Annotated in this window: 23 protein-coding genes, 1 tRNA gene and 2 rRNA genes; 9 read left to right on the top strand and 17 right to left on the bottom strand. The window is 36.5% G+C overall.

The annotated features are described in order from the left end of the window. Window positions 1-91 precede the first annotated feature (91 nt). From nifK to modA, 8 genes are all read right to left on the bottom strand, one after another. Window positions 92-1,456: a nitrogenase molybdenum-iron protein subunit beta gene (gene nifK, locus EKH84_RS05525; protein WP_127065501.1), complete on the bottom strand. Its 1,365-nt coding sequence runs from the start codon at window positions 1,454-1,456 to the stop codon at window positions 92-94. Further along, window positions 1,456-3,066: a nitrogenase component I subunit alpha gene (locus EKH84_RS05520; protein ID WP_127065500.1), complete on the bottom strand. Its 1,611-nt coding sequence runs from the start codon at window positions 3,064-3,066 to the stop codon at window positions 1,456-1,458. The genes nifK and EKH84_RS05520 overlap by 1 nt, the downstream gene beginning before the upstream one ends. A gap of 11 nt (window positions 3,067-3,077) precedes the next feature. Beyond that, window positions 3,078-3,470 carry a P-II family nitrogen regulator gene (locus EKH84_RS05515; RefSeq protein ID WP_127065499.1) on the bottom strand — a complete coding sequence of 131 codons (393 nt, stop codon included), beginning with the start codon at window positions 3,468-3,470 and terminating at the stop codon, window positions 3,078-3,080. A 12-nt stretch (window positions 3,471-3,482) separates the two neighbouring features. Beyond that, window positions 3,483-3,809, bottom strand: a complete 327-nt coding sequence (locus tag EKH84_RS05510; RefSeq protein WP_013655495.1) for a P-II family nitrogen regulator — start codon at window positions 3,807-3,809, stop codon at window positions 3,483-3,485. Between the two features lie 125 nt (window positions 3,810-3,934). Beyond that, a complete protein-coding gene (nifH, locus tag EKH84_RS05505) occupies window positions 3,935-4,753 on the bottom strand; it encodes a nitrogenase iron protein (protein ID WP_127065498.1) in 819 nt (272 codons plus the stop codon). A gap of 317 nt (window positions 4,754-5,070) precedes the next feature. Next, window positions 5,071-6,108 (bottom strand): sulfate/molybdate ABC transporter ATP-binding protein, encoded by a 1,038-nt coding sequence (locus tag EKH84_RS05500; RefSeq protein ID WP_127065497.1) that lies wholly within the window; start codon window positions 6,106-6,108, stop codon window positions 5,071-5,073. Continuing rightward, window positions 6,105-6,806 (bottom strand): molybdate ABC transporter permease subunit, encoded by a 702-nt coding sequence (modB, locus tag EKH84_RS05495; RefSeq protein WP_127065496.1) that lies wholly within the window; start codon window positions 6,804-6,806, stop codon window positions 6,105-6,107. The genes EKH84_RS05500 and modB overlap by 4 nt, the downstream gene beginning before the upstream one ends. A gap of 28 nt (window positions 6,807-6,834) precedes the next feature. Next, the gene (gene modA / locus EKH84_RS05490) at window positions 6,835-7,713 is read right to left on the bottom strand and encodes a molybdate ABC transporter substrate-binding protein (protein WP_127065495.1); all 879 of its coding nucleotides are present in this window, start codon (window positions 7,711-7,713) and stop codon (window positions 6,835-6,837) included. 351 nt (window positions 7,714-8,064) lie between these two features. Here modA and EKH84_RS05485 point away from each other — a divergent pair, with 351 nt between their 5' ends. Genes EKH84_RS05485 through EKH84_RS05470 form a run of 4 tightly spaced genes read left to right on the top strand, consistent with a single transcriptional unit; the run spans window position 8,065 to window position 10,034 of the window. Next, window positions 8,065-8,277, top strand: coding sequence for a TOBE domain-containing protein (locus EKH84_RS05485; protein ID WP_013655490.1), 213 nt, complete (start codon window positions 8,065-8,067; stop codon window positions 8,275-8,277). A 34-nt stretch (window positions 8,278-8,311) separates the two neighbouring features. Continuing rightward, window positions 8,312-9,271: a helix-turn-helix transcriptional regulator gene (locus EKH84_RS05480; protein ID WP_127065494.1), complete on the top strand. Its 960-nt coding sequence runs from the start codon at window positions 8,312-8,314 to the stop codon at window positions 9,269-9,271. A gap of 14 nt (window positions 9,272-9,285) precedes the next feature. Then, window positions 9,286-9,576: a PqqD family protein gene (locus EKH84_RS05475; RefSeq protein ID WP_127065493.1), complete on the top strand. Its 291-nt coding sequence runs from the start codon at window positions 9,286-9,288 to the stop codon at window positions 9,574-9,576. Between the two features lie 23 nt (window positions 9,577-9,599). Beyond that, a complete protein-coding gene (locus tag EKH84_RS05470; protein WP_013655487.1) occupies window positions 9,600-10,034 on the top strand; it encodes a hypothetical protein in 435 nt (144 codons plus the stop codon). A 123-nt stretch (window positions 10,035-10,157) separates the two neighbouring features. Here EKH84_RS05470 and EKH84_RS05465 read toward each other — a convergent pair whose 3' ends face one another. The 4 genes from EKH84_RS05465 to ndk all read right to left on the bottom strand — a co-directional run bounded on the left by EKH84_RS05465 (window position 10,158) and on the right by ndk (window position 15,001). Continuing rightward, complete coding sequence (locus tag EKH84_RS05465; RefSeq protein WP_127065492.1) at window positions 10,158-12,194, bottom strand: amylo-alpha-1,6-glucosidase; 2,037 nt, start codon at window positions 12,192-12,194, stop codon at window positions 10,158-10,160. A gap of 393 nt (window positions 12,195-12,587) precedes the next feature. Then, window positions 12,588-13,925 (bottom strand): DUF4179 domain-containing protein, encoded by a 1,338-nt coding sequence (locus EKH84_RS05460; protein WP_127065491.1) that lies wholly within the window; start codon window positions 13,923-13,925, stop codon window positions 12,588-12,590. A 3-nt stretch (window positions 13,926-13,928) separates the two neighbouring features. Next, a complete protein-coding gene (locus EKH84_RS05455) occupies window positions 13,929-14,399 on the bottom strand; it encodes a sigma-70 family RNA polymerase sigma factor (RefSeq protein ID WP_127065490.1) in 471 nt (156 codons plus the stop codon). A gap of 203 nt (window positions 14,400-14,602) precedes the next feature. After that, complete coding sequence (gene ndk / locus EKH84_RS05450; protein WP_127065489.1) at window positions 14,603-15,001, bottom strand: nucleoside-diphosphate kinase; 399 nt, start codon at window positions 14,999-15,001, stop codon at window positions 14,603-14,605. Between the two features lie 504 nt (window positions 15,002-15,505). Between ndk and EKH84_RS05445 the strand changes: the two genes are divergently transcribed. The 4 genes from EKH84_RS05445 (at window position 15,506) to EKH84_RS05430 (ending at window position 18,335) form a co-directional block, all read left to right on the top strand. After that, a complete protein-coding gene (locus EKH84_RS05445; RefSeq protein ID WP_127065488.1) occupies window positions 15,506-16,180 on the top strand; it encodes a DUF969 domain-containing protein in 675 nt (224 codons plus the stop codon). Continuing rightward, window positions 16,180-17,097 carry a DUF979 domain-containing protein gene (locus EKH84_RS05440; protein ID WP_127065487.1) on the top strand — a complete coding sequence of 306 codons (918 nt, stop codon included), beginning with the start codon at window positions 16,180-16,182 and terminating at the stop codon, window positions 17,095-17,097. The genes EKH84_RS05445 and EKH84_RS05440 overlap by 1 nt, the downstream gene beginning before the upstream one ends. Before the next feature lie 36 nt (window positions 17,098-17,133). Then, the gene (pcp, locus tag EKH84_RS05435; RefSeq protein WP_127065486.1) at window positions 17,134-17,775 is read left to right on the top strand and encodes a pyroglutamyl-peptidase I; all 642 of its coding nucleotides are present in this window, start codon (window positions 17,134-17,136) and stop codon (window positions 17,773-17,775) included. 146 nt (window positions 17,776-17,921) lie between these two features. Beyond that, window positions 17,922-18,335 (top strand): gamma-glutamylcyclotransferase family protein, encoded by a 414-nt coding sequence (locus tag EKH84_RS05430; protein ID WP_127065485.1) that lies wholly within the window; start codon window positions 17,922-17,924, stop codon window positions 18,333-18,335. Window positions 18,336-18,529: 194 nt separating this feature from the next. Here EKH84_RS05430 and EKH84_RS05425 read toward each other — a convergent pair whose 3' ends face one another. Continuing rightward, window positions 18,530-19,000, bottom strand: coding sequence for a HugZ family pyridoxamine 5'-phosphate oxidase (locus tag EKH84_RS05425; protein ID WP_127065484.1), 471 nt, complete (start codon window positions 18,998-19,000; stop codon window positions 18,530-18,532). A gap of 351 nt (window positions 19,001-19,351) precedes the next feature. Between EKH84_RS05425 and EKH84_RS05420 the strand changes: the two genes are divergently transcribed. Further along, complete coding sequence (locus EKH84_RS05420; RefSeq protein WP_127065483.1) at window positions 19,352-19,666, top strand: helix-turn-helix transcriptional regulator; 315 nt, start codon at window positions 19,352-19,354, stop codon at window positions 19,664-19,666. Between the two features lie 276 nt (window positions 19,667-19,942). Here the strand turns inward: EKH84_RS05420 and EKH84_RS05415 are convergent. The 4 genes from EKH84_RS05415 to EKH84_RS05400 all read right to left on the bottom strand — a co-directional run bounded on the left by EKH84_RS05415 (window position 19,943) and on the right by EKH84_RS05400 (window position 24,715). Further along, a tRNA-Met gene (locus tag EKH84_RS05415) sits at window positions 19,943-20,015 on the bottom strand. A gap of 41 nt (window positions 20,016-20,056) precedes the next feature. Next, window positions 20,057-20,174, bottom strand: a 5S ribosomal RNA gene (gene rrf / locus EKH84_RS05410). A gap of 65 nt (window positions 20,175-20,239) precedes the next feature. Then, window positions 20,240-23,142: ribosomal RNA gene (locus EKH84_RS05405) — 23S ribosomal RNA — on the bottom strand. A gap of 373 nt (window positions 23,143-23,515) precedes the next feature. Further along, window positions 23,516-24,715 (bottom strand): hypothetical protein, encoded by a 1,200-nt coding sequence (locus tag EKH84_RS05400; protein WP_127065482.1) that lies wholly within the window; start codon window positions 24,713-24,715, stop codon window positions 23,516-23,518. Window positions 24,716-24,744 lie beyond the last annotated feature (29 nt).

Genomic DNA, 24,744 nt, shown 5'->3' with positions numbered 1-24,744 from the left:
CACAAGAGTGGATAGAAGAAACGGTCCTCTTTCCTGCTCTTGTGTATATACCTATTAATATTTTGAGGGAATATTTAATAGATTTTAGATTCTACATAACAACTTCTAAGTCTTTTTCTTCACAGTGGCTATCTTGATAATCCATGAGTGCATTAGCTATAAGCTCTGCCATTCTCATGGCTCCTTTATAACCTACTAACGGCATATAAGAATGAATATATCGGTCAATGATAGGGAAGCCCATTCTTACGAGTGGTATATCTTCTGCTCTAGCAATGGTTTTGCCATGAGTACCACCAATGAGTAAATCAACCTTTTCATTTTTAATCCATTGATGTAATAAAAATAAGTCTCCATCTGCCTTGACGGTGCAACCTTCCACACCGAATTTGTCTAGTAGCGCTTTTCCTGCGCTTTCAAATTGGCTACCTGGCGTACCTGTTAACATATATTTAGGAATCATACCTAATTCAAGAGCAAAAGCTGCTATGCCTAATACTGTATCTGGGTCACCATAAATGGCTACCTTTTTACCATAGGTATAAGGATGAATGTCAATCATCATATCCACTAGCTGACCTCTTTCTTCTTCAATGTTTGCAGGTACATCCTCTTTAGAAAATGCTTGAAGTGCTAGCATGAATTCATCAGTTGCTTCAACACCCATAGGAAGAGGTAATGATTTAAAAGGTACACTGCATTTTTTCTTAAGTGCCTCTGCTGAAGCTTCTGAAGTCTGCACCCCTAATGCAATGGTTTCTTTACAATCTCCAAGGGCTTTAATATCATTAATTAAAGTGCCTCCCTTTGGAAACATCTCGTATTTCCCTGTCATTGGTCCATCTAATACACCAGTTGTATCAGGAAGCATAATGAAAGGTACTTTCATAGCATTTAACAGCTTTTTATACTCTCTCATATCTCCTGGATTTACAAAGCCTGGCATCAAACATACTTTTTCATTAGAGGTCCCTGTTTTAGTGGCTAAGTAGTTAATAAATCCTGTTACCATGTTAGTGAAACCAGTGACATGAGAACCTTTATAGCTTGGTGTATTACAATGAACCACATATTTGCCTTCTGGAATGCTCATATCTGTAATCAAAGCATTAAGGTCATCACCAATAGTTTCTGATAAGCAAGTCGTATGAACAGCAATGATTTCTGGATCATATAAATCAAAAATATTCTTTGTAGCTGTTTTTAAATTGCTACCACCACCAAATACAGAAGCGCCTTCTGTGAAGGAACTAGATGACGCCATAACCGGGTCTTTAAAATGTCTTGTTAAATACATTCTGTGAAAAGCAACACAGCCTTGAGAACCATGACTATGAGGTAAACAACCATGCACACCTAAAGCTGCATATAATGCACCTACTGGCTGACAGGTTTTAGCTGGGTTAATACGAAGTGCTTTTCTATCACATATTTGTTTTGGTGTATAATTAAGCATTATGCTTCACCTCCTAATGTACCTTGAATACTAGGAACCTTTTGCCATGGCGCTCTAATATAACTCCAAGCTGGTGTATAAAGTCCCATGACAAGGTCATGACCAAATGTTATAGCTCCTCTAAAACCTGCATAAGGCCCACTATAATCATAAGAATGTAGTTGCCTTGAGAGCATACCATTTTTCTGAGTCACAAATTTATCTTTAATACCTGAGAAAAAGACATCTGGTTTTAATACCTTTAAAAATTCTTCTGTTTCAAAATGATTTAAGTCATCAGTGATAATAGCGCCTTCTTCCATGCCCTTAAACATACCTTCATAATAGTTAAGCGCTACACCTTTTTCAAGGAGTTTTTCTTTTTGCTCCTGTGTTAAAAGTACTTTGTAATATTTGGGATCTGGCTCTACTTCAATACTTTCAATATTCTTGCTATCTGCATCTGGCTTAATATCAGGAATAACTTCTCTTCCTTCATAATCATCTCTATGAGCAAATTCATAACCAGCTAATACTGTACGTACACCGAAATCCTTTAATAAAAGTTGATAATGATGGGATCTGGAACCTCCTACATAAAGAGCTGCCGATTTACCTTTTAGCTTGCTTTTGTAGTAATCTAACTCATCAGTAATGGCCGCTATTTCATCAGCTATCACTTCTTCGATTCTAGCTTTTAGCTCTTCATCCCCAAAATATTCTCCTATGTCTCTAAGAGATTTAGCACTTGATTCAATACCTACAAAATTAACTTTCAGCCAATCAATACCATATTTATCCTGCATCATCTCAGCTACATAGTTAATGGAACGATGGCACTGAACAAGATTTAAGTGAGCTAAGTGGGAATTTTTAAGGTCTCGATAGCTACCACCACCTGTAAATACAGAAACAACTTCTATACCACAGCGTTTTAAAAGTCTCTCAACTTCCCAGCCATCACCACCGATGTTATATTCACCTAATAAATTCACACTGTATTGGGTCTTTGGTTCTTTATCTCCTGTGCCTATGATATAACGAATCAATTGATTGTTAGCAATGTGATGACCTGCTGATTGGCTTACACCCTTGTAGCCTTCACAGCTAAAAGCAATGGCTTTGGTTCCAAGTTCAGTTTCAGTCCACCTTGCTACTGCGTGAATATCATCTCCAATCAGCCCAACTGGACAAGTAGAACAAATAAGCACGATAGCAGGATGAAAAATATCAATTACTTCTGTAATCGCTTGTTTTAACTTTTTCTCACCACCAAATACAATGTCTGGCTCTTGCATATCTGTTGAAAAGCAGTATTCTAAATAGCAATCTGCTTTCTCTCCATCTTTTTCATCTGCAAAAGCTTTATGTCTTCTAGTTCCCCAAGCATAGAAAGCACATCCAATAGGTCCATGCACAATGATAGCTGCATCTTTAATAGGCCCCAGTACAACACCTTTACATCCTGCATAGCAACAACCTCTTTGGGTGATGATGCCAGGTATGGCTCTTGTATTAGCCGTTATGGTATCTTTATTTCCTTCACCAATGGCAATAACATGCTCTTTTCTATTTTTATAAACTCTCGCACTATACTTCTCTAATACTTTTTCTCTTAAATCTGAAGCCATATCCTCACCTCCTAATAGGAAGAATCTATATCGTCTACGGTTTTTCCATCTCTTACACGATATGATTCCATAATAGGTAATACAAATATTTTGCCATCTCCCGGATTCTCTGTACTATTCACTTCCATAATGACTTCTACAAGGCGTTTGATCTCTTCATCAGGTACTACTAACACAAAACACCTTTTAGGAATTAGTCTTGAAGCTTCTGTAATATACTCACCTACTGGTGAAACAGGCATAGCTTCTGCTTCTAGAATAGTCTTTACTACGGATGGGTCTATAGGCTTTTTGCCTCGACCCATCACTTTTCTACAGGTGAATGCAGGAAAACCCGCTTCAGCTAATGCATTTTTTGTAGCATTAACCTTATTCTGTCTTACAATTGCCATGATTTCTTTCATAGACAGCCCCTCCTATAAACCTGATGATTTCGTACTAATGGTGTAAGCTTCTTCTACTGGACTTACGAAAATACGTCCATCACCAAAGTTACCTTTTTCACCTGTTCTTGCATATTTCATAATCATTTTAACCACATCATCTTTATCTTCATCTTTGACAACCATTAAAAGCATCTCTTTTGGAATCTCATCATAGTAAACCTCTCCTACCTTAACACCTTTCTGTTTACCACGCCCAAATACATCCATCTTGGTAACTGCAGGAAAACCCGCTGAAAGAAGTTCAGATAAGACCTCTCCTACTTTATGAGTTCTAATAATTGCACGAACCAATACCATATGTTCTACCTCCCTTAATTTAAAATAGTAGTAAGCAATTAATAATGAATAATTGTAAGTGATTGGTTTGTTTTATCTTTCATTTTCATTCTTAATTCTTACTTTTTAATTCTTAATTGCTCTTCTCAGTCCAAAATACCATGTTGCATTAAAATAGATTCTAGCTTATCTATTGATAATGGTTTAGGAATAACAAACATATCATTGCCATCTACTTTTCTTGCAAGTTCTCTATATTCATCTGCTTGTGGTTCTTGTGGACTAAAATCTATAACTGTTTTTTTGTTAATTTCTGCCTTCTGTACGGCATTATCACGAGGTACAAAGTGAATCATCTGAGTCCCTAACTCCTTAGCAACAGCTTTCACCAGCTCTGCTTCCCCATCTACCTTTCTTGAATTACAAATCAGTCCACCAAGTCTTACACCACCTGTACTTGCATATTTCATAATACCTTTAGAAATATTGTTAGCTGCATAGAGTGCCATCATCTCACCTGAACATACAATATAGATTTCTTGAGCTTTACCTTCACGAATAGGCATTGCAAAACCACCACATACAACATCGCCTAATACATCGTAAAATACATAATCTAAATCTGATTCATAAGCACCCAACTGTTCAAGTAGGTTAATAGAAGTAATAATACCACGACCTGCACAACCAACACCTGGTTCTGGTCCACCTGATTCTACACCTTTGATTCCGCCATAGCCCTCTTTTAAAATTAAGTCAAGATCGATATCTTCGCCTTCTTCACGAAGGGTATCAAGTACTGTTTTCTGTGCAAGACCTCCAAGTACAAGTCTAGTTGAATCCGCTTTAGGGTCACATCCAACGATCATAACCTTTTTTCCCATCTCAGCTAAACCTGCTGTTAAATTTTGTGTTGTTGTTGATTTACCAATTCCGCCTTTACCATAAATCGCTACTTGTCTCATAACCCTACCTCCTATTTTTGAGTACTATGCTTTTATTTTATAAACACTTAGAGAACCTATTTACTTTTACTTCCCGGGCTAGTAAAAATAAAAACAGCGCAGAAAATGATACTACTCATTTTTCTACGCCGTTGTAAAAAACGTTATTTATTTTTGTGATTCCCTATGCTCTCATTATAGGAATCCTTATATGGGCTTTCAATGATATGATATTACTAAAAATTATTCACAATTTACTGAATATTTTTGTTTATAATAACACATAACCTTTTGGAAAAAAAGAGGTAATTTTATCAGAAAGCATTTTGAAAGCCTCTCTACTCTAAGAGTATCAAGGTTTCAGGCGGAATAAAAATATTTATTTCTTTTGAATTTGGCACTTGCGCTTTAGAAAACTTACAGCATAAAGGCTGTGCAGGTCTACTTTTTTTCTCCTGTACTAAATAGTCTATTTCAAAGGGAAATTCTAAATAACTCAGTATTTCCATGTTAAAATAGTTATCGTTTACTTGACCTTCTAACTTAATATCATGTGCTCTAACCCCTACATATTTAGCGGATGCTTTAATTTCTTCTTTAGTGGTCAGCTTAAGATTCCAATCCACTGCCAAAAGCTGATGTTTACCTAATCTTTTTATAGGAGAAATATTTTTACAACCCGTTAACTGTGCTACTGCCATTTTCCTTGGCTGGCAAAAGATATCTTTTGTACTGCCTTCTAATAAGGCCCTTCCATTCTCCATGACAATGAGCTGATCACAAAAGGTATAAAGTTCATCTCTACTATGAGATACCATAATCATATCTCCTTTAAAATCTTCCAAGACTTCTAGAAGTTGTTTCGCTAAGGCATCCTTTAAAAAACTATCTAAAGCTGAAAAAGGTTCATCTAATAGGAGGACCTCTGGCTCATACGCTAAAATTCTAGCTAGGGCTACTCTCTGCTGTTGCCCACCCGAAAGCTGTGAGGGATAATGCCCTTCCAAACCCTTTAATCTGAACCTTTCGATTTGATCACTTATCTTTTCTTTGATTTCCATCTTACTTCCTCTCATGCCTATACTAATATTTTCTTCAACCGTCATATGAGGAAATAATGCATAATTTTGAAACAAATATCCTACCTTTCTTTCTTGAGGGGGTATATTAATTCTTTGTGCTTTATTAAAAAGGGTTTTATCCCCTAATCGAACTACTCCTTTATCTGGCTTTTCCAAACCAGCTATACATTTTAAAGTCATACTTTTACCACAACCAGATGCCCCTAAGATTCCCGTGCATTTTCCCCTTGTTGTAAAAGCCATATCTAGTTCAAAGCCCTTTAGCTTTTTATGAAGTGCCACCTCTATACTCACATAGTCCACCTCCTCATTTGCTTCATCCCCTTACCGGAAATCATGTTAATGGCTAAAACAATCACGAAGGAGAGAATGACTATAACTGTCACCCAAAATCCTGCCACTTCAAAATTTCCTGCTGATACTTCTGAAGCAATAGCTAAAGCTATGGTCTGTGTTTTCCCTAAAATATTGCCTGCTAGCATAGAAGTAGCGCCATATTCGCCAATGGCCCTAGCAAAGGTAAGAACTGTCCCTGATGCAATCCCCGGCATGGCAATAGGCATAACAATCTTCCAAAAGATTTTTCGCTCTGACATCCCTAAGGTTCTACCTGCAGCAATCATATTTACATCTACCTGTTCAAAAGCTGCCCTTGCATTACGATACATAAGTGGAAAAGCAATAACTGCTGCTGCTAATACACATCCTGGCCAACTAAGTACTACCTTCACCCCAGTATTAATCCATAAATATTTGCCAATTGGCCTTTTAAGGCTAAATAGAAGTAATAAGAAAAAACCTGCTACTGTAGGAGGTAATACAAGAGGGAGAGTCAAAATGCCATCTACAATCCACTTCATCGTATTCCCTAATTTCATTACAAATCTAGCTGCTAAAATCCCTATGAAAAAAGCAAGTATAGTTGCTACTATTCCTGTTTTTAAAGAAATAAAAAGTGGACTCCAATTTACTTCTGTAAGCAGTGCCTCCATTGTACTTCCCTCCTTTTATAATCAAAATTTATTTGTTATGACTAGTAAAGCCATAGGCTTCTAAAACCTTGATTGCATCTTCCGTTTGTAAGTAAGCTACAAATTCTTTAGCTGCTGTTGTCTCTGCATCACTGGCTTCTGCATTCTTGATAAGTCCTACTGGATAAACAACTGGCTTTTCTAAACTTCCGGCAGGTGCTTCGGCAATAATGTCAACTGAGTCTTTAACAGAATTAGCATCTGTAGCATATACTACACCTACTTCATTACTGCCTTCGCTGACGGCTGACAGGACTGCTGTTACATTCGCACCTTCATTAATTTCCATAGCCATGACTTGATCTAAGATGCCAAGACTGGTAAAAATCTCTCTTGCATACGAGCCAACAGGTACATCTTCTCCTGCCAAAGCAAGATTAGCAGCTTTCGTAATATCTTCAAAACCAGTAACAGCTGTTTCACCTCCTACTGGTTTAATAAGTACAACTTTGTTCTCTAATAGCTGTACAATTGAATCTGGTAATACATAACCGCCATCATTAAGTACATTCATTTGTTTCATTGCTGCTGAGAAGAAAACATCACACGCTGCTCCTTCTTCAATTTGTTTTTGAAGGGTACCAGAACTATCTGCATTAAATGTAATCTCTACTTCGGGATGAAGCACCTCATAATTGTTTTGTATTTCTGTCATAGCATTTTTTAAACTAGCTGCTATAAATACTTGCAAGTTAACTTTTTCCTTTGGTGTTTCTGTAGGCTCAGCTTCTGGTGTTTTCGTTTCCTTTGCCACCTCAGGTGAAGCTGAGACCTTAGCTTTATTAGCTTCACTTTCCTTGGCACTACATCCAACAAGTACTACTAATAACACTAACATCATCATTAAAAGTCTTACACGTTTCTTCATATGCTCTCCTCCATTTCACTATTTTGTTGTTTTGTTTCCTTTTGTTAAGTTTTGTTCATTTTGGTATAGGAACATCTAACTACATGAGCCCCCTTGTGTCAACGAATGTAAGTCATTTACGTCTATATACAGTAGCCAATTCATTTTTCTCATCCATGTTATACTTCATTATGTACTATCCACGGATTGTTTGAGCCAGTATTTTTATTCATAATCAAGTATGCCTGCTTCTCATAATCATTATGTTCTGCATGAAATTTTACATTCTTTAGCCTTCCTATATACTTTTATCCTTAAACCCCTATAATAAAAACTATATTTTTATATGACTACTTTAGGAGGTGCATAGCCATGAAGGTTAGTGCAAGAAATCAACTCAAAGGAAAAATCGTTAATATTAGTGAAGGCGCCGTTAATTCTATTGTTTCTTTAGATATAGGGGGCGGAAATATTATTGTTTCTACTATTTCAAAATCAGCCGTAGAGGATTTACAGCTTCAGATTGGTTCAGATGCTTATGCCCTGATTAAAGCCACATCTGTTATGATTGGCATAGAAGATTAAGGGTAAAAAATCACTCCAGAGAGGGGGTAGAAAGATGGAAAAACTATACAAACCTCAAGAGATAGCCGATCAGCTCAAAATTAAAAAGCACACTGTCTATGACCTCATTAAAAGAGGTGAATTGCAATCTACCAAGATTGGTAAACAACTTAGAATATCTGAGGTTCAGCTTAATACTTACTTGCAGCTTTCTCCTTCTACAGTAGCCACATCCTCACTTGTTAATCATACTTCTACTCCCTCTTCTCATTACCCGGAAAATGCCCTACTTAAAACTGAGTTTTTAAAGCATTCAAGTGGTCTCATTATTTGTGGCCAAGATCCTGTTCTTGATATGCTTTGTTCCTATATTGAAGCACACCCTTTGGGTCTACCTACTCTTCGTTCTTATATGGGCAGTTATAATAGCCTTTATGCCCTATACTTTGATAAAGTTCATTTGGCTACTACTCATCTTTGGAATGGAACAGATCATTCCTATAACCTTTCCTACATCCATCATTTGCTTCCTGGTGTAGAGACAGTAGTCATTCATCTTTTTAAGCGTATGCAAGGTTTTTATGTACAAAAAGGTAATCCAAAGTTGATTACTGGATTTCAAGATTTAGTTAAACCAGGCATTACTTTTGTTAATCGTGAAAAAGGAAGTGGTACAAGAGTATTGTTAGATGAACATCTTCGTCTTAAAAACATTTCTCCTCTCTCCATTGTCGGTTATGAAAAAGAAGTTTTATCTCATACCACTTGTGCAGGTCAAGTAGCGATGGGTATGGCAGATGTGGCCATAGGCCATGCCAATGTCCTAGAACAATTTCCTACCCTTGATTTTATTCCTATCCAACAAGAAAACTATGATATCGTTTTTAAGAAATCTGCACTCAAAGAACAAGTTTATGAGGTAATTACTCAGATTATCCAATCAAAGACTTTTAAAAATCAACTTTCCTGTTTATCCGGCTACGACTTATCAGAGACTGGAACTATTATTCATTAAGAAAGGAGCCTCCAATGTTTATTAAAACACTTAAAATCAAAAAAGGATTTATACTTAGAGAATTAGGTGGCGAGTTTTGTTTAGCTTATGAAGCAGACACCAATAACGGCGCATTAGATGGCCTACCTTCTATTAATGAAACTGGCATCTTCTTATGGGACCAATTAGAAAAAGGCTGTACACCTGAAGAACTCGTTTCAGCCCTTGTTACTAAAAAGTATTTAGACAGAGAAGATGCTGAAGCAGATGTTAGTGAGTTTTTAGCTAAACTTATTAATGGAAAAGTTGTAGATTATACAAAATAAAAGTGATTTAAAGGGGGATTCATATGGATTGTAGTAAAAAAATAAATTGTAAACTTTTTATAGATGAGAAATATTATAAGAAATTAAATGCTACAGGAAAGGAAATATTCATATATGATGAAGCTTCTGGCCTTTACTATAGTTATTTCCCAGCTGAGGCTTGCAGTGAAGAAATACTTTATAGTTGTATTATTGCTTACTGTGAAATAACCCTTATTGACTTTAATAATATTTATAGTATTACTGACCAAGTGGATTTGAGCTGTGATATTTTTAGACTAGGTACCTCCAAACAGTATTTTACCCTGCTCATCACTATTACTTATCCGGATCAAATAGAAGCCTTTCATGATATGATGACCTTTGAAATTACGAGGCACACTTCTAATAGCTTTAACTTTAAACTTCTTGGTGACCAAACGATTTTTTCCTTAGATCAACTGAGTCATACATTCTAAAATCACTCTAGCCATTTCATTAATATTTTATATATTAATCCCTCCTACTCTTTGTAATAATAAAGGCCTACAAGTGCTGCATCGCTTGTAGGCCTTTATTATTAATAATCGAAATATTATCTTCTAGCAAAACATCTTTTTGTGTGCTTCTTCAAGTTTTATTCTACCACCCAAAAGGTCTTCATAATAAACTCTTAGTAATTCTCCCACGCTCCAAGCCTGGGCATAGCAGCCTCTTGCAAAATGTGGGCTGTCTCCATCGAATATTTCTGCAATCGTTCCCAAACATTGATTTTCAAGGTCTACCTCTTGATCGCTCACAAGACCTTCTACAAATTCTAGTGCTTCTTTACTATACTGATTTACTTTGCAATAAGCCGTAAAAAATGCTCCTATAGGAAAGCCCCAAGTTGTTCCTTGATGATAAGCCATATCTCTATCAAATAGTTTTCCTTTATAAGTCGGATGATAGTCTGGATGAGCAGGGGTTAAGCTTCTTAAACCATATGGCGTATATAAATCTTCAAAAACCTTACGAACCACACTTCTTTCTTTTTCTTTTGGAAGCATAGTAAAAGGAAGTGAAACTGCCCAAATTTGATTTGGCCTTATGCTACTGTCCCCACCTTTTTCATCCACTACATCATACAAACAGCCATCTGCTTCATTCCAAAAAGCCTTATTAAAAGATATCTTTACCTTTTCTGCAAGCTCTTCATAACCTTCTTTTTGCCCATTTTCAAACTTCTGCTCTAAACACGCCATAATCTTTAATGCATTATACCACAAAGCATTAATTTCTACTGGCTTGCCATGTCTTGGTGTCACTACAATATCGTTTACTCTTACATCCATCCAAGTGACTTGGTCTAAGCCTGATCCTGCCCAAATAAGACTATCCTCCCCCATATGTATTGAAAAATGTGTACCTTCCTTATAAGCTTTTATGATTTTCTTTAAATAAGGATAAATCTCTTTTTCTACAAAAGCCGTACTTTCTTCATGATTGCTATAAAGTAAATAACTATAGGTAGCATGTACAAACCATAACGAAGCATCTACTGTATTATAAAGAGGCTTTCCTTGATTACTAGGAAACATATTAGGAATAAGGCCATCTTTTTCATATAATACAAAGCTCTTTAGTATTTCCTTAGCATCCTTAAAACGTCCTGTAGATAAAGTCAGTCCATTAAAGGCAATCATAGTATCCCTACCCCAATCTAAAAACCAAGGATATCCCGCCAAAATCGTTTTACTATTGATGGAATCTCTTTGTACAATAAAATGGTCTGCAGCTATAGGTAAGTATTTAGCCATTAATCTCTCTTCTTTAAAGGTATTTCTAAGTTTACTTATGCGAAGCTTTTCTTGTTTGACTACCTTTGCTGGATTTATGTTTTCTTTTTCTAAAGTACATACAATATAAACAGTTTTCTTTTCATAAGGTGCTATATTTATTTCATAACTCCCAGGCTTATAAAGCTGCTCAGTGCAAGGGTCTCCGGTGGTTTGATCCACATCATAAAAGACTTTTTCAGTAAGCTGCTCTTCATCTTTAAAATCTCCTTCTGTACTCCAAAGACGAATAAGCATTTCTTTATTAAATTGAGGAATAAACTGCTGCTCATTTTTTAATGCTTTACTTGTTTTATTATTTGTTTGATTTCTTCTTTCAAAAGTTAAATTAACCTTTTTAGAACACTCACCAGGATTTCTACATGTCAAAAATGGTGAAACATCTAACACGGCTTCCTTACTATTATTGCAAATGTCATACGCAATAACGACCGTATTTTTTCCATATGCCAAAGCTACTTGCTTATCAATCACCAAGCCATTAATCACATAACGGTAATGTGGGAGGCCATCATAGGAAAAACTTTGCTGATTCTCATAACCCTTTACAATATTTTTTTGATATTTAGTGGTTGTTAAAGGATATCCTTCCCCCTCACAAATCACTTGTTCTTGCAATTTATTTAATATCATATAACGCTCTTCTGGCGAAGTTAAACAAGCTATCAGTAGACCATGATACTTTCTACTATTAGCCCCTGTCATAGTGGCTCCTGCAAAGCCACTACGACCATTCGTAATGAGCCACTCTCTTTCTATGCCTCTTTCATAACTCGTCCAATCTCTTTTTCCATATCTCATTATATTTTCCCCTTAAATGAACTTTATTAATTACTCTATTGTAACTATTCATTTCATTATAATTCATTTTTTGAAAAATTTTAATTAGATAATTATATTCTTGAGTACATTTATATAGATGTATTTAAAATAAAGCATTAAACCAGAGTCTATTCAGCTTAGTTCCTAGATCAGGTGCACCAACTAAACTAAATAGAGCTCCTCCTATTTGATTTAAGCTTTTACTATGAGCTACGCTAAACCTCCAAGAAGCATCAAGGTACTGAGGAGCTACTTATAATGCCTTTTTAGAGGAAAGTTCGCTAATAGTGAAGCTAAAAACAAGGAGCTGGGAAAGTAAAAGCTGAGTTAACCATCATAGGGCTAACTCAGCTTTTTTGTGTGTATTAAGATTTACTTGATCTTTATAGCTACTGGGTTTTCCAGCTGAATATAATGTGAAAAAATAGGTGTCATATAAACTGTATCATATGGATAATCTTCTAGTAATATCTCTACAAAAAAGGTATTTGGTTTACTGATATACTTTTCTTCTTTTTCACTCCAAATCCCACTAACTGTTGACCAACCATTGTATTCATATTCTTTACCTTGTTCATCATAATAGATGCCATTCCATATTTGATAATTTTTATTCTCTTCATACTGGTTTCCACTAAATGTTAAATACCAGCTCTTACCTCTTCTCTCTGCACTTTCAAAAGTCACACCCTCTGGTAAGCTTTCAGCACTTGTATTTGCTAAATCTAGCTTCATCCTTTGCTTATCTTTATCTAGCCATTCTGCTTCAGTAATATATAAAGTAAGCTCTTTACTCTCAGAGAAAAATGCACTTTCCACCCTATAGACATTCATCATAGGAGAATCTATCTTCCCTGTTGCTGAAATACCATTGGCTATTTTATCAAACCGCTCTCCTTTTTCATTTTCTAAGTAAAAGGTCATACTTTTAAGATAAGCAGCGTTTTCTTTTTCATCTTCAAGTATAATTCTCATATGTGTAGGATAAATTTCTACTTCTTCTAATGTTAGTTTTTGCTGATCTATTATAATGGATTGACCTATTGTTAATTTCTCACCTTGTGCTGTGTAATGAGGATCAAATATTAATTTAAAGGTAAACGTACTAATAGGAAGATCATAACTAGACTTCATATCATAAACACCTATTTTTAAGGTTAATCCTTCGGGCACTTCCCCATCCACAAAATCTATGGTTATATAATTAATCTTTCCATCTGGCATACCATAACTACTAGAAGCCAAGGTATAACCCTCTAGTGTATCTCCATTTCTATCGTCTATCTCAGGTTCTATATTCACCTCTCCATAATCCTTAGATTCTAACGAATAAAAAACATTGACCTGTTTCTGATCTACAATAAGGTATTCAATGCGTGCTTTCATATGATTAATCACTTTTTCTTGGTTAATTGGCTGCACATACTTATTTTCAATTGCTGCATCTAAAGAAGGAGAAAAAGCAACAGTCTTTGCTAATTCCTTTATAAGAGGAATATTACCACAACTATAGGCAAAGGTAGGAATACTATTAACTAATATGGTAAACACCAGCAAAAAAGTCAAACCTGTTCCTATCGGTATTCCAAAGAAACGCTGCCATCTATTGGCTTTTACCTTAGCTTCTGTACGCTGAATTGCATATTCTAGCCTAACGGGTGTTACCTCTATTTCTTGCATTAATAGTTCGTATTCTTCTTTTCTGTTCATTCCTTATTCCTCCTCTCCTAATTCTAATTTTAGTAACTTTAAAGCCTTTCTCTGCCTGGTAACTACTGTGCCCTGTGGAATATTTAATGCTTTTGCAGCCTCAGCTAAAGTATATCCAGAAAAGTACCGCAAAATAACCACATCCTTCAGCTGTGTTGGTAAACTTCTAATAGCCTCTTTAAGAGGTAATTGATCATAATCATAGTCTTCACTTTGCTTCGTCACTAATGATTCTTGGCATTTTATCCTAGATAACCTTTTTAGTTCTTTCTTACACTCATTAATGAGAATGCGTGTCATCCATGTGGTAAAATAGTCTTCTTCTCTAAGCTGCCATAGCGCTTTATATCCTTTATAAATCGTTTCATCAACAACATCTAAGGCATTTGCCTCATTACCTAAATATAAATAGGCGGTCTTATAGAGCTGCTTTTTTATTATTTCTGCCTGCCTGACAAATTCCTTCTTGTTCATCTCCCTATTTCCCCTCTTTTATGCATGTTCTACTTATTAGATTACTTTGTATGAATTTTTGATTCAATAAAAATAAATTTTTATTATCGTTATCTGTTAAATCCATTTAGAAAAAGCCTCAACTACTAGACGAAAAAAAGCTAAGTTAAGCACACGGGCCTAACTCAGCTTTTTAATTGATTTCTTATTGTTGTATTTACTTTTTAATTAAACCAAAGGTTTATTTCTCTTTCTGCATGCTCTAAGGAGTCAGAACCATGAATGAGATTTCTAGTTACTGTATTAGCATAATCACCTCTAATAGTACCTGGAATAGCTTTAATTGGATCTTTATCACCCATAATGCTTCGCATAACCGCAATCACATCTTTTCCCTGTACCTCCATAGCCATCACTGGTCCTTCTAATATATACTCTACTAACTCTTCAAAAAACACTTTACCTATATGCTCCTCATAATGTTTCTCTACTAGCTCTCTAGCAGGACTTAGAAGCTGCGCTTTAGTAATTTTAAAGCCTTTTCTTTCAATTCTTCTAATAATTTCTCCCATTAACCCTCTAGCTACTCCGTCACTTTTAATCATAATAAATGTTCTCTCCATAAGCACTTCTCCCTTTTATTTTCTCTATATCATCCAGTATAATCCACTTGCTAGTTTTATATACAAGTTATTGACTAGTGAATTGAGGTTCATTTATGTATCATTTTAAGTAACAAATAAGTACCATCTTCTATTTTTTATAGTATATAAGCATTATACCTTAATTCTGGTAAAAAGGCCAAATACTAATAGTTTGCAATACTAATTTGTATATTTATGCAGCATTAGTTCTATCTAGACCTTATCTATCCCTCCTCCATCTGGCTTGTGTTCTATTTCTCTTAAAGCTAATATCCTATACTTATTTCTATCTATCTTATTTATCTAGTAATTTTTTACTTAGGATGATATTAGTTAATTTATCTTGTAGTTCTATCTGAAGTATTTTTTCGATTTTAATCCATATATTCCAATGGTAATTTAAAGCACATTATGTATTTTTATTTATTCTTTACTATTTTTTGTGTATAATATAATCTAGTTAACATAAATAGGAGGTATTGTATGCAACTTATCGGAATTTTAGTCATCGTCGCTGGTTTTATCCTAAAGCTTGATACCATCGCTGTTGTACTTACAGCTGGTGTACTTACAGGCTTTCTAGGCGGCATGAATATTGTAGAAATCTTAGATACTCTTGGTAGTACCTTTACTACTCAACGTTCTATGGCACTTTTCTTACTCATCCTACCAATCATCGGACTATGTGAGAGATATGGTCTAAAGGAACGTGCTACACACTTAATACAAAAACTTAAAGGAATGTCTGCTGGACGTATTGCAACTCTATATTTGTTTATTCGTGAGATTGCCATTGCAGCGGGTGTCAAACTTGGGCAAGCAGAATTTGTTCGTCCACTTATTGAACCTATGGCTCAAGGTGCTGCTGTCAGCAAATATGGTACTGTAGATGAAAAAACTGAAGAAGATATCAAGGCTATGACTGCCGCTGCAGATAACTTAGGTAACTTCTTTGCCCAAAATATTTTCGTAGCTAATTCAGGTGTTCTACTTATAGTAGGAACTTTAGAAGAACTTGGATATCAAGTAGATGCCTTATCTGTAGCTAATGCCGCTATTCCTGTAGCAGTTATCGCACTTATTTTCGGTTTTATTCAAAATACATTATTAGATAAGAAAATTGCTAAACGTTATGCAAAGAAAGAAGGTGCTAAATAATGAATAACTCTATTTTACTTGAAATCTTTTATGTATGCGTGGGATTATTAATGTATTTAGTAGCCTTTAATATCATAAAAGATCATACTAGTCCAACACGTATAGGTACCACTCTTTTTTGGGCTATCTTAGGAACTATTTTCACATTCGGTAGTCTCTTACCTGGTACTGTTGTTGGTATCTTATTAATAATTATTGGTATCTTAACAGCTACCAAACAAGTTAAGATTGGTAAGGTTAACGCACCTAAACCTGAATTTTCTGCAGCTCAAGCTAAAGTGTTAGGTAATAAAGTTTTTATTCCTTCTATTACTATTGCTATTTTGGTTATCTGTATTGCTAAATTTACTAACTTTAGTGGTACTGTTGCTATAGGTATAGCTGCTTTTATTACGATTATTCTTACGCTCTTTATTACTAAAGCAGATGTTAAGACTGTTTCTGCAGATAGTAATCGTATGCTTCAAGCAGTTGGTGTTACTTGTATTTTACCTCAGCTTTTAGCAGCACTCGGTTCACTCTTTACTGCTGCTGGTGTTGGTGATGTTATTGCTACTAATATTTCTAATTTCATCCCTCAAGGTAACATATTAATTGGTGTGACTGCTTACTGTGTGGGTATGGCTGTGTTTACTATGATTATGGGAAATGCCTTTGCTGCCTTTTCTGTTATTACAGTTGGTATTGGTGTTCCTTTCGTGTTTATGCAGGGTGGAAATATCGTTATTTGTTCAACCTTAGCACTTACAGCTGGTTACTGTGGAACACTTATGACACCTATGGCTGCTAACTTTAATATTCTTCCTGTAGCTTTATTAAATATAAAAAATAAAAATGCAGTTATTAAATATCAAGCTTATGTAGCTATCCCATTGTTACTTGTTCATATCGCTCTCATGTATTTCTTAGGTTTCTAGTTATTCCATTTAATGAATTTGAAAGGAGAACAAATCATGAAAGTATTAATTACAGGGTTTGACCCATTTGGAGGAGAAAGTATTAATCCTGCCTTAGAAGCTGTAATGGCTCTTCCAGACAAAATTGACACTATAGAGGTTATTAAACTTGAAATTCCTACAGTGTTTGGAAAAAGTTTAGCTAAAATTAAAGCTGCCATAGAATTACACCAACCTGATATCGTTATTTCTGTAGGACAAGCAGGAGGACGCTTTGGTATTACACCAGAACGTATTGCGATTAATGTTGATGATGCACGTATTAAAGATAACGAAGGTAATGAACCTGTAGATGTTAAGGTCGCAGATCATGGACCTGCTGCTTATTTTTCTAATTTGCCAATTAAAGCTATGACACAAGCTATGATTAAAGCAGGCATTCCTGCTTCTGTTTCTAATAGTGCTGGAACCTTTGTATGTAATCATGTCATGTACGGTGTACTTCATATGATTCATACAGAATTCCCAACTATCCGTGGTGGTTTCATTCACGTACCTTATATTCCAGCACAAGTAACAGCTAAACCTAATATGCCATCTATGTCTCAAGCTGACATCACTAAAGGTCTTGCACTTTGCATCCAGGCAGCTGCAACTCATACTGAAGATTTACACATTGCAGCAGGTGCTATCTGCTAAGGATGTAAATCACCTTTTATCTAAAACATTTATATTTCATTTTTATGGTGCTGTCTATGATTATTATCTCTCACTTGAGCTAGCATTGTAGACAGTTCCTTTCTCTACGACATTTGATTATTAACTTAGAAAGAAGGAGAAATACAATGGAAAAAATATTTGTTTATGGCTCATTACGTAAAGACTTTTGGAACCATGATAAAGTACTCAAAAATCGCGTTAAGCATATTGAGCCCGGTTGTATAAAAGGATTTTCTCTTTATCACCTTCCTGCTGGTTATCCTGCTATCGTAAGTGGAAATGATATAGTTCATGGAGAAATCTGTACCCTCTCTAATGATAAACATCTTAAAAGTATTGATCTCTTAGAAGGCTATACAGGTGATTCTGAGAAAGATTTATATATCCGTGAGAAAAAACCTATTTTATTATCTACTGGTAAAGAGGAACTTTGTTGGGTTTACTTATATATCAATGAAAAGCATGTGAGAAACAAGGGTAAATATATAGCTCATGGAGATTGGAAAAAATATATGTTTTATAATGCTTCTTTCAAATAATGAGTTTACATCTTAAAAATCAATTTGATGATAATCCAGCTATTTTGATACATCCAAATAATCATCTATACACTGTATCCTATAAATTATTAGATAAAGAAAGTGCGTTCCCATATCTTAGGAACGCACTTTCTTTATGTCAGTATAGAATCTAAAACCTCAAATAGTACACTTTACCTTAATTAAGCTGTACTTTATTTCTTTCTTTTTTTATGACCTTCACCAGTTATTGGAGTAAGTACCATTTCTCCATTTACTATTTGTATAGTAGAAGCTTGTCCAAAACCTTTTACAAGCCTTCCATTCTCTGGTGTCAGCTGAAACATATCAAAATCTAGCTCTTTTAAAGGTGCCATCATCTTTTCACCATATTGTTCCTTAAATAAATCCCATGCAGCTTCATTCATTGCTTCAAGTTTTTTAGCTTTGCAGTTTAGAGTCATTCTAGTTCTTGCGAATAGTATCTTGGCATCCTTTTCATCTTCAATAAGCATAATAGCTATTTGAGGATTATTCACTAAATGATGATAGTGCTCAGCTGTTTCACTAATAAAAATATAAAATTCATTTCCTATTTTTACGTAAGGTGTATAGCTGATAGCTGGCATACCTTCCTTGGTTACTGTACTCATCATTATAGTTCTTTGATTATATAATTCTTCCACTCTCTTTCCTCCATTTCTTTATTTTATTATTTATTACCTTATTGGCGAATATCTCGTCATTAATATGTCTTTAAAAGGTTAATCACTAAATATAGCATTTTGAAATATATTTAATCGTCTTATACATCTCAATCATTCTAATTTATTTTAATCTTTGTCATCATTATAGTCTTATAATAATTATTATTCAAGACTAATTAGTGTTTCTTAACAGCTTGTAGCATTTATTGAGAAACAACCTTTCCTTTTGGAATGTTTAAACTTAAGTCTTCTATAATAATGAAGTCCTCATAACCAACTTAAAGATATCTTATTGAAAAACATGAAAATCCAATCATAAAAAAAGCACTCATGTTTATACATGATCACTTAACTATGAATTTATCTTTAGCGCAGATCGCTAGTTTTATCAATATCTCGCCTACATACCTTTGTACGCTTTTTAAAAGTCAAACTGGTTATACCATTACAGACTATATCCATCTTAGACGTTCTGTGTTAGCAAAAAAACTTATTCTAGAAACCATTTTACCTTTAGAAGAAATTGCTATTAGATGTGGCTATAATAACTATTCTTACTTTTGTAGGCAATTTAAATATCATATGAAAACCTCCCCTGTTTCTTTTAGAAAAAAACATAAGCGTTTCATACCTGATTCTGAATAAGCATATAATAAACCAAACAGTAGAATATCATGCAATAGAGATTATTATTTTTTATCTGAGGATAAATGTAATAAAAATATTACTTAACTCCCTTGTTATTCTTTATCATATTGTTATAATCTTTCACTCTTATGCACCCTCCACAACATACATCAACCTCAAATGAAAATTTTATAATCACAAAAGCCTTCCATTTTAACTTATAGATATTAATCTACGCGTTAAAATGGAAGGCTTTTTAGCAAGAAAACGAGCATTACCGTTCTTCTTTTTTAATAGCGGGAACAGGACTTGAACCTGTGACCTTCGGGTTATGAGCCCGACGAGCTACCAACTGCTCTATCCCGCGTTATTGTTTATACTTATATTAATGATTATTAAAAAATAAAAATTTGGCAGCCACCTACTCTCCCAGTCCGTCTCCAGACAAGTACCATCGGCCGCTTAGATCTTAACCTACGTGTTCGGAATGGAAACGGGTGTTTCCCCTAAGCGCATCGCCACCAAAAACTATTAGAGTTTTATTATCATACTCTCAAGAACAAATACTACAACCATTTAACCTTCATTATCTAGGTCAAACCCTCGAACCGTTAGTATTGGTCACCTTAATGTATTACTACACTTACAGCTCCAACCTATCTACCTCATAGTCTCTAAGGGGTCTTACTCCTTTCGGATGGGAAATCTTATCTTGTGGTCTGCTTCACGCTTAGATGCCTTCAGCGTTTATCAGATCCAGACTTGGCTACTCTGCTATGCCTTTGGTAAGACAACAGATGCACCAGTGGTCCGTCCATCCCGGTCCTCTCGTACTAAGGACAGCTCCACTCAAATTTCCTGCGCCCACGACGGATAGGGACCGAACTGTCTCACGACGTTCTGAACCCAGCTCGCGTACCGCTTTAATGGGCGAACAGCCCAACCCTTGGAACCTGCTTCAGCTCCAGGATGCGATGAGCCGACATCGAGGTGCCAAACCTCCCCGTCGATGTGAACTCTTGGGGGAGATAAGCCTGTTATCCCCGGGGTAGCTTTTATCCGTTGAGCGATGGCAATCCCACTTTCATACCACCGGATCACTAAGTCCTACTTTCGTACCTGCTCCACCCGTCGGTGTCGCAGTCAAGCAACCTTATGCCTTTGCACTCTTCGAATGGTTTCCGACCATTCTGAGGTTACCTTTGAGCGCCTCCGTTACTCTTTAGGAGGCGACCGCCCCAGTCAAACTGTCCACCTGACATTGTCCCAGACCCGGGTAACGGGCCATGGTTAGAAGTTAAGTATTACAAGAGAGGTATCCCACCGGCGACTCCACCTAGACTGGCGTCCAGATTTCTCAGTCTCCCTCCTATCCTGTACATGTAATACCCAACCTCAGTATCAAGCTACAGTAAAGCTCCACGGGGTCTTTCCGTCCTGTCGCGGGTAACCAGCATCTTCACTGGTACTACAATTTCACCGGGTGCGCTGTCGAGACAGTGCCCAAATCATTACGCCTTTCGTGCGGGTCAGAACTTACCTGACAAGGAATTTCGCTACCTTAGGACCGTTATAGTTACGGCCGCCGTTTACTGGGGCTTAAGTTCAAAGCTTCGTCCTTAGACTAACCTCTCCCCTTAACCTTCCAGCACCGGGCAGGCGTCAGCCCTTATACATCACCTTTCGGTTTAGCAAAGACCTGTGTTTTTGTTAAACAGTTGCTTGGGCCTATTCTCTGCGGCCTACCTAAGTAGGCACCCCTTCTCCCTAAGTTACGGGGTCATTTTGCCGAGTTCCTTAACAACGCTTCTCCCGTCGGCCTTAGGATTCTCTCCTCATCCACCTGTGTCGGTTTACGGTACGGGTACCTATCACGCAATAGCAGCTTTTCTCGGCAGTGTGGATTCAGCAACTTCTCTACTTTTATTTCGATCCCCATCACACTTCATCCTCGCCTAACGGATTTGCCTGTTAGGTGCGACTTTGTGCTTGGCCCAGGATACCATTCCTGGGTTTGCTTATCCTCCTGCGTCCCTGCAGTTCTGATAATAGGTAGTACTGGAATATGAACCAGTTGTCCATCGACTACGACTTTCGTCCTCGCCTTAGGTCCCGACTTACCCAGAGCAGATCAGCTTTACTCTGGAAACCTTGGATATTCGGCCTACAAGATTCTCACTTGTATCTCGCTACTCATTCCGGCATTCTCACTTGTAATTACTCCACAGCTCCTTACGGTACTGCTTCTGCGTCGTTACAACGCTCCTCTACCAATCCACTATTGTGAATTCCATAGCTTCGGTGGTGTGTTTTAGCCCCGGACATTTTCGGCGCAAGATCTCTCGACTAGTGAGCTATTACGCACTCTTTGAATGAGTGGCTGCTTCTAAGCCAACATCCTAGTTGTCTTCGAAATCTCACATCCTTTTCCACTTAACACACACTTGGGGACCTTAGCTGATGGTCTGGACTGTTTTCCTTTTGACCACGTGTCTTATCACTCGTAGTCTGACTGCTGACGGTATCTTGATGGCATTCTTAGTTTGATATGCTTCGGTAAGCTTGTGGGCCCCCTAGGCAATTCAGTGCTTTACCTCCATTAGACTCCTATCAACGCTAGCCCTAAAGCTATTTCGAGGAGAACCAGCTATCTCCGGGTTCGATTGGAATTTCTCCGCTACCCACACGTCATCTCCACCTTTTTCAACAGATGTGAGTTCGGACCTCCATTACCTTTTACGGTAACTTCATCCTGCACATGGGTAGGTCACCCGGTTTCGGGTCTACTAACAATGACTATTTTGGCGCCCTATTCAGACTTGGTTTCCCTTCGGCTTCGTACCTCCTGGTACTTAACCTTGCCACAGCTAGTAACTCGCCGGACCGTTCTACAAAAAGTACGCGGTTGCGCATCATATGGCGCTTCCACTGCTTGTAAACATAGAGTTTCAGGTTCTCTTTCACTCCCCTCCCGGGGTTCTTTTCACCTTTCCTTCACAGTACTATGCGCTATCGGTCACCGAGGAGTATTTAGGCTTGGGGGGTGGTCCCCCCGGCTTCCCACAAGGTTTCTCGTGTCTCGTGGTACTCTGGATACTGCTAGGCTTCACTTGGATTTCGCTTACGGGATTATCACCCTCTTTGATGAGACTTTCCAGACTCTTCAGCTATCCGCATTCTTGCCATGACGCAGTCCTCAACCCCAGATTACAAGTAATCTGGTTTGGCCTGTTTCCCTTTCGCTCGCCGCTACTTAGGAAATCGATGTTTCTTTCTCCTCCTGAAGGTACTTAGATGTTTCAGTTCCCTTCGTTCCCTTCCTATAGTTATGGATTGGCTATAGGATGACAGAGGTTTGCTCTGCCAGGTTTCCCCATTCGGATATCTACGGATCAATGTTTATTTGCAACTCCCCGTAGCTTTTCGCAGCTTATCACGTCCTTCATCGGCTCTCGGTGCCAAGGCATCCACTCTACGCTCTTAGTAGCTTGACCTATAATGATTAACTTTCGTTAATCGGTCGTTTGTGCCTTGTTAATCAACTTTACGTTGAATACAAAGAATATTTATTATCGGTTAAATTGTAGATTTTACACCCTGACAAACATTTTTGCACTAATGTGCGTGTACATTTATCGTTAGGCGCAAGTTATATTGCTATAACTTACAAATCTATAATTGTTGTAGTATTTGTTTTTCAAAGTACGATGATTACTTATTAAGTAATCTTTGTTTTGTCGCTGCTTACTGCTGACGACTTGTATAATATTACACCACTGCATTACATAAGTCAATACTTATTTGTCTTTTTTTGTTTTTTATTTAAAAGAACTTAACGATAATTATTGTTTTCTTGAATTGTACTTGTTAGCTATTATGACTTTCTATTACTTTTATATGACTAACTATAGGAAGATCTACTATCTTTTCCTCTTCTTCATTTTCTATAACTTTAACAAGGTATTTACCATTTGAATAAATGATAGATCCATTTGAATATATATCAAAGGCAAGTACTCCTTTTTTTATAGAAATCAACTCTCCTGTTGGTGTGTATTTCATAAGTTCCCAATCCCGAGGCAAGATGCCTGCGTATTTTTCACCTTTTCTTTCATTAGCTTTTTGGTTTTGGTCAGCTTTTATCAGATTTCCTTCTATAAAGAGCTCTTCTTCACTTTTCTTTTTAACCTTAGTGCCATTCTTAGTGTTAGTAGAAAGGTTATCTCCTGTATAGCGTATCGTAAAGAAATTAAGCCACATAAATAGCGCTCTTACGATTTTAACTGGTATAAATAGGAGGTTAATAAGCATATCTATCGGATTAGTTTGCCTGCCTTTATAAGTCTTTGGCCTTCTAATAAAATAAATATTGCCTTCTGCATCTTCTTTAGGTTTAATACAATCAAAGCCTTCAAAACTAATAACTTCCTCTATCTCACAAGTATCTAAATTTAATCTACATATATTATGCTCACTAAAAGCTATGGGAATACCATTACTATCTATCCCAATCCCACAACTATCATATACAATGGTATTTGCTTTAGCCTTTGACCAACTTGGATTAGCATCTATGCACTCTCCTTCTGTAAGCACTTGATAGTGAGCTGTTTTGGGATCAAGAAGTGCTAAATGCCGGCTTATGCCATCTTGTCCTAAAGAAAGTATTACCTTTTGATTGGCACTATTATAGTCTAGGTCATACATCTGAATATTATTGGTATGTATAATATGACCTTCTGCCTCTTCTTTATTATCTAGACTTTTAGAAAACACCCCAAAGAATTCATCTACTTGAATGGCATAAATAAAATACCCTGGAGTATCTGTAAGACAAATGCCCGTAGGACGTTTAAAAGTTTGACTTGCTTCTAAGTGAGAAAGATCTTTGTCCATTCCCATAAACTTTGCTCCTGCCCCTTGAGTCTTCCACTGCTGACGTAATTTGATGGACTGTTTATTTTTGTTATACTGTTCTACATATTGACTATTAAAGAAAGATAGAGTTTTATCTTCATTAATACTTCCCATCTGCTCATTAGTCATAAATAAAAGGGTATCTTTCATATTATTTCCCATTACATAAAACCTAAAAT

Origin of the sequence: Cellulosilyticum sp. WCF-2, from assembly GCF_003990395.1 — a bacterium.
In the GTDB taxonomy this organism is placed as follows: Bacteria; Bacillota; Clostridia; order Lachnospirales; family Cellulosilyticaceae; genus Cellulosilyticum; species Cellulosilyticum lentocellum.
Note: the sequence above shows the minus strand (reverse complement) of the source record. Positions and strands in the feature narration are given on the sequence as shown.

Coding starts and splice junctions, on each gene's coding strand:
- EKH84_RS05520 (WP_127065500.1), bottom strand. CDS start 3,066: ATGGCTTCAGATTTAAGAGAAAAAGTATTAGAGAAGTATAGTGCGAGA.
- EKH84_RS05475 (WP_127065493.1), top strand. CDS start 9,286: ATGTTTATTAAAACACTTAAAATCAAAAAAGGATTTATACTTAGAGAA.
- EKH84_RS05400 (WP_127065482.1), bottom strand. CDS start 24,715: ATGAAAGATACCCTTTTATTTATGACTAATGAGCAGATGGGAAGTATT.
- EKH84_RS05510 (WP_013655495.1), bottom strand. CDS start 3,809: ATGGTATTGGTTCGTGCAATTATTAGAACTCATAAAGTAGGAGAGGTC.
- EKH84_RS05480 (WP_127065494.1), top strand. CDS start 8,312: ATGGAAAAACTATACAAACCTCAAGAGATAGCCGATCAGCTCAAAATT.
- nifK (WP_127065501.1), bottom strand. CDS start 1,456: ATGCTTAATTATACACCAAAACAAATATGTGATAGAAAAGCACTTCGT.
- ndk (WP_127065489.1), bottom strand. CDS start 15,001: ATGGAGAGAACATTTATTATGATTAAAAGTGACGGAGTAGCTAGAGGG.
- EKH84_RS05470 (WP_013655487.1), top strand. CDS start 9,600: ATGGATTGTAGTAAAAAAATAAATTGTAAACTTTTTATAGATGAGAAA.
- modB (WP_127065496.1), bottom strand. CDS start 6,806: ATGGAGGCACTGCTTACAGAAGTAAATTGGAGTCCACTTTTTATTTCT.
- EKH84_RS05445 (WP_127065488.1), top strand. CDS start 15,506: ATGCAACTTATCGGAATTTTAGTCATCGTCGCTGGTTTTATCCTAAAG.
- EKH84_RS05485 (WP_013655490.1), top strand. CDS start 8,065: ATGAAGGTTAGTGCAAGAAATCAACTCAAAGGAAAAATCGTTAATATT.
- EKH84_RS05460 (WP_127065491.1), bottom strand. CDS start 13,925: ATGAACAGAAAAGAAGAATACGAACTATTAATGCAAGAAATAGAGGTA.
- EKH84_RS05430 (WP_127065485.1), top strand. CDS start 17,922: ATGGAAAAAATATTTGTTTATGGCTCATTACGTAAAGACTTTTGGAAC.
- EKH84_RS05465 (WP_127065492.1), bottom strand. CDS start 12,194: ATGAGATATGGAAAAAGAGATTGGACGAGTTATGAAAGAGGCATAGAA.
- nifH (WP_127065498.1), bottom strand. CDS start 4,753: ATGAGACAAGTAGCGATTTATGGTAAAGGCGGAATTGGTAAATCAACA.
- EKH84_RS05455 (WP_127065490.1), bottom strand. CDS start 14,399: ATGAACAAGAAGGAATTTGTCAGGCAGGCAGAAATAATAAAAAAGCAG.
- EKH84_RS05420 (WP_127065483.1), top strand. CDS start 19,352: ATGTTTATACATGATCACTTAACTATGAATTTATCTTTAGCGCAGATC.
- pcp (WP_127065486.1), top strand. CDS start 17,134: ATGAAAGTATTAATTACAGGGTTTGACCCATTTGGAGGAGAAAGTATT.
- EKH84_RS05515 (WP_127065499.1), bottom strand. CDS start 3,470: ATGAAAGAAATCATGGCAATTGTAAGACAGAATAAGGTTAATGCTACA.
- EKH84_RS05440 (WP_127065487.1), top strand. CDS start 16,180: ATGAATAACTCTATTTTACTTGAAATCTTTTATGTATGCGTGGGATTA.
- modA (WP_127065495.1), bottom strand. CDS start 7,713: ATGAAGAAACGTGTAAGACTTTTAATGATGATGTTAGTGTTATTAGTA.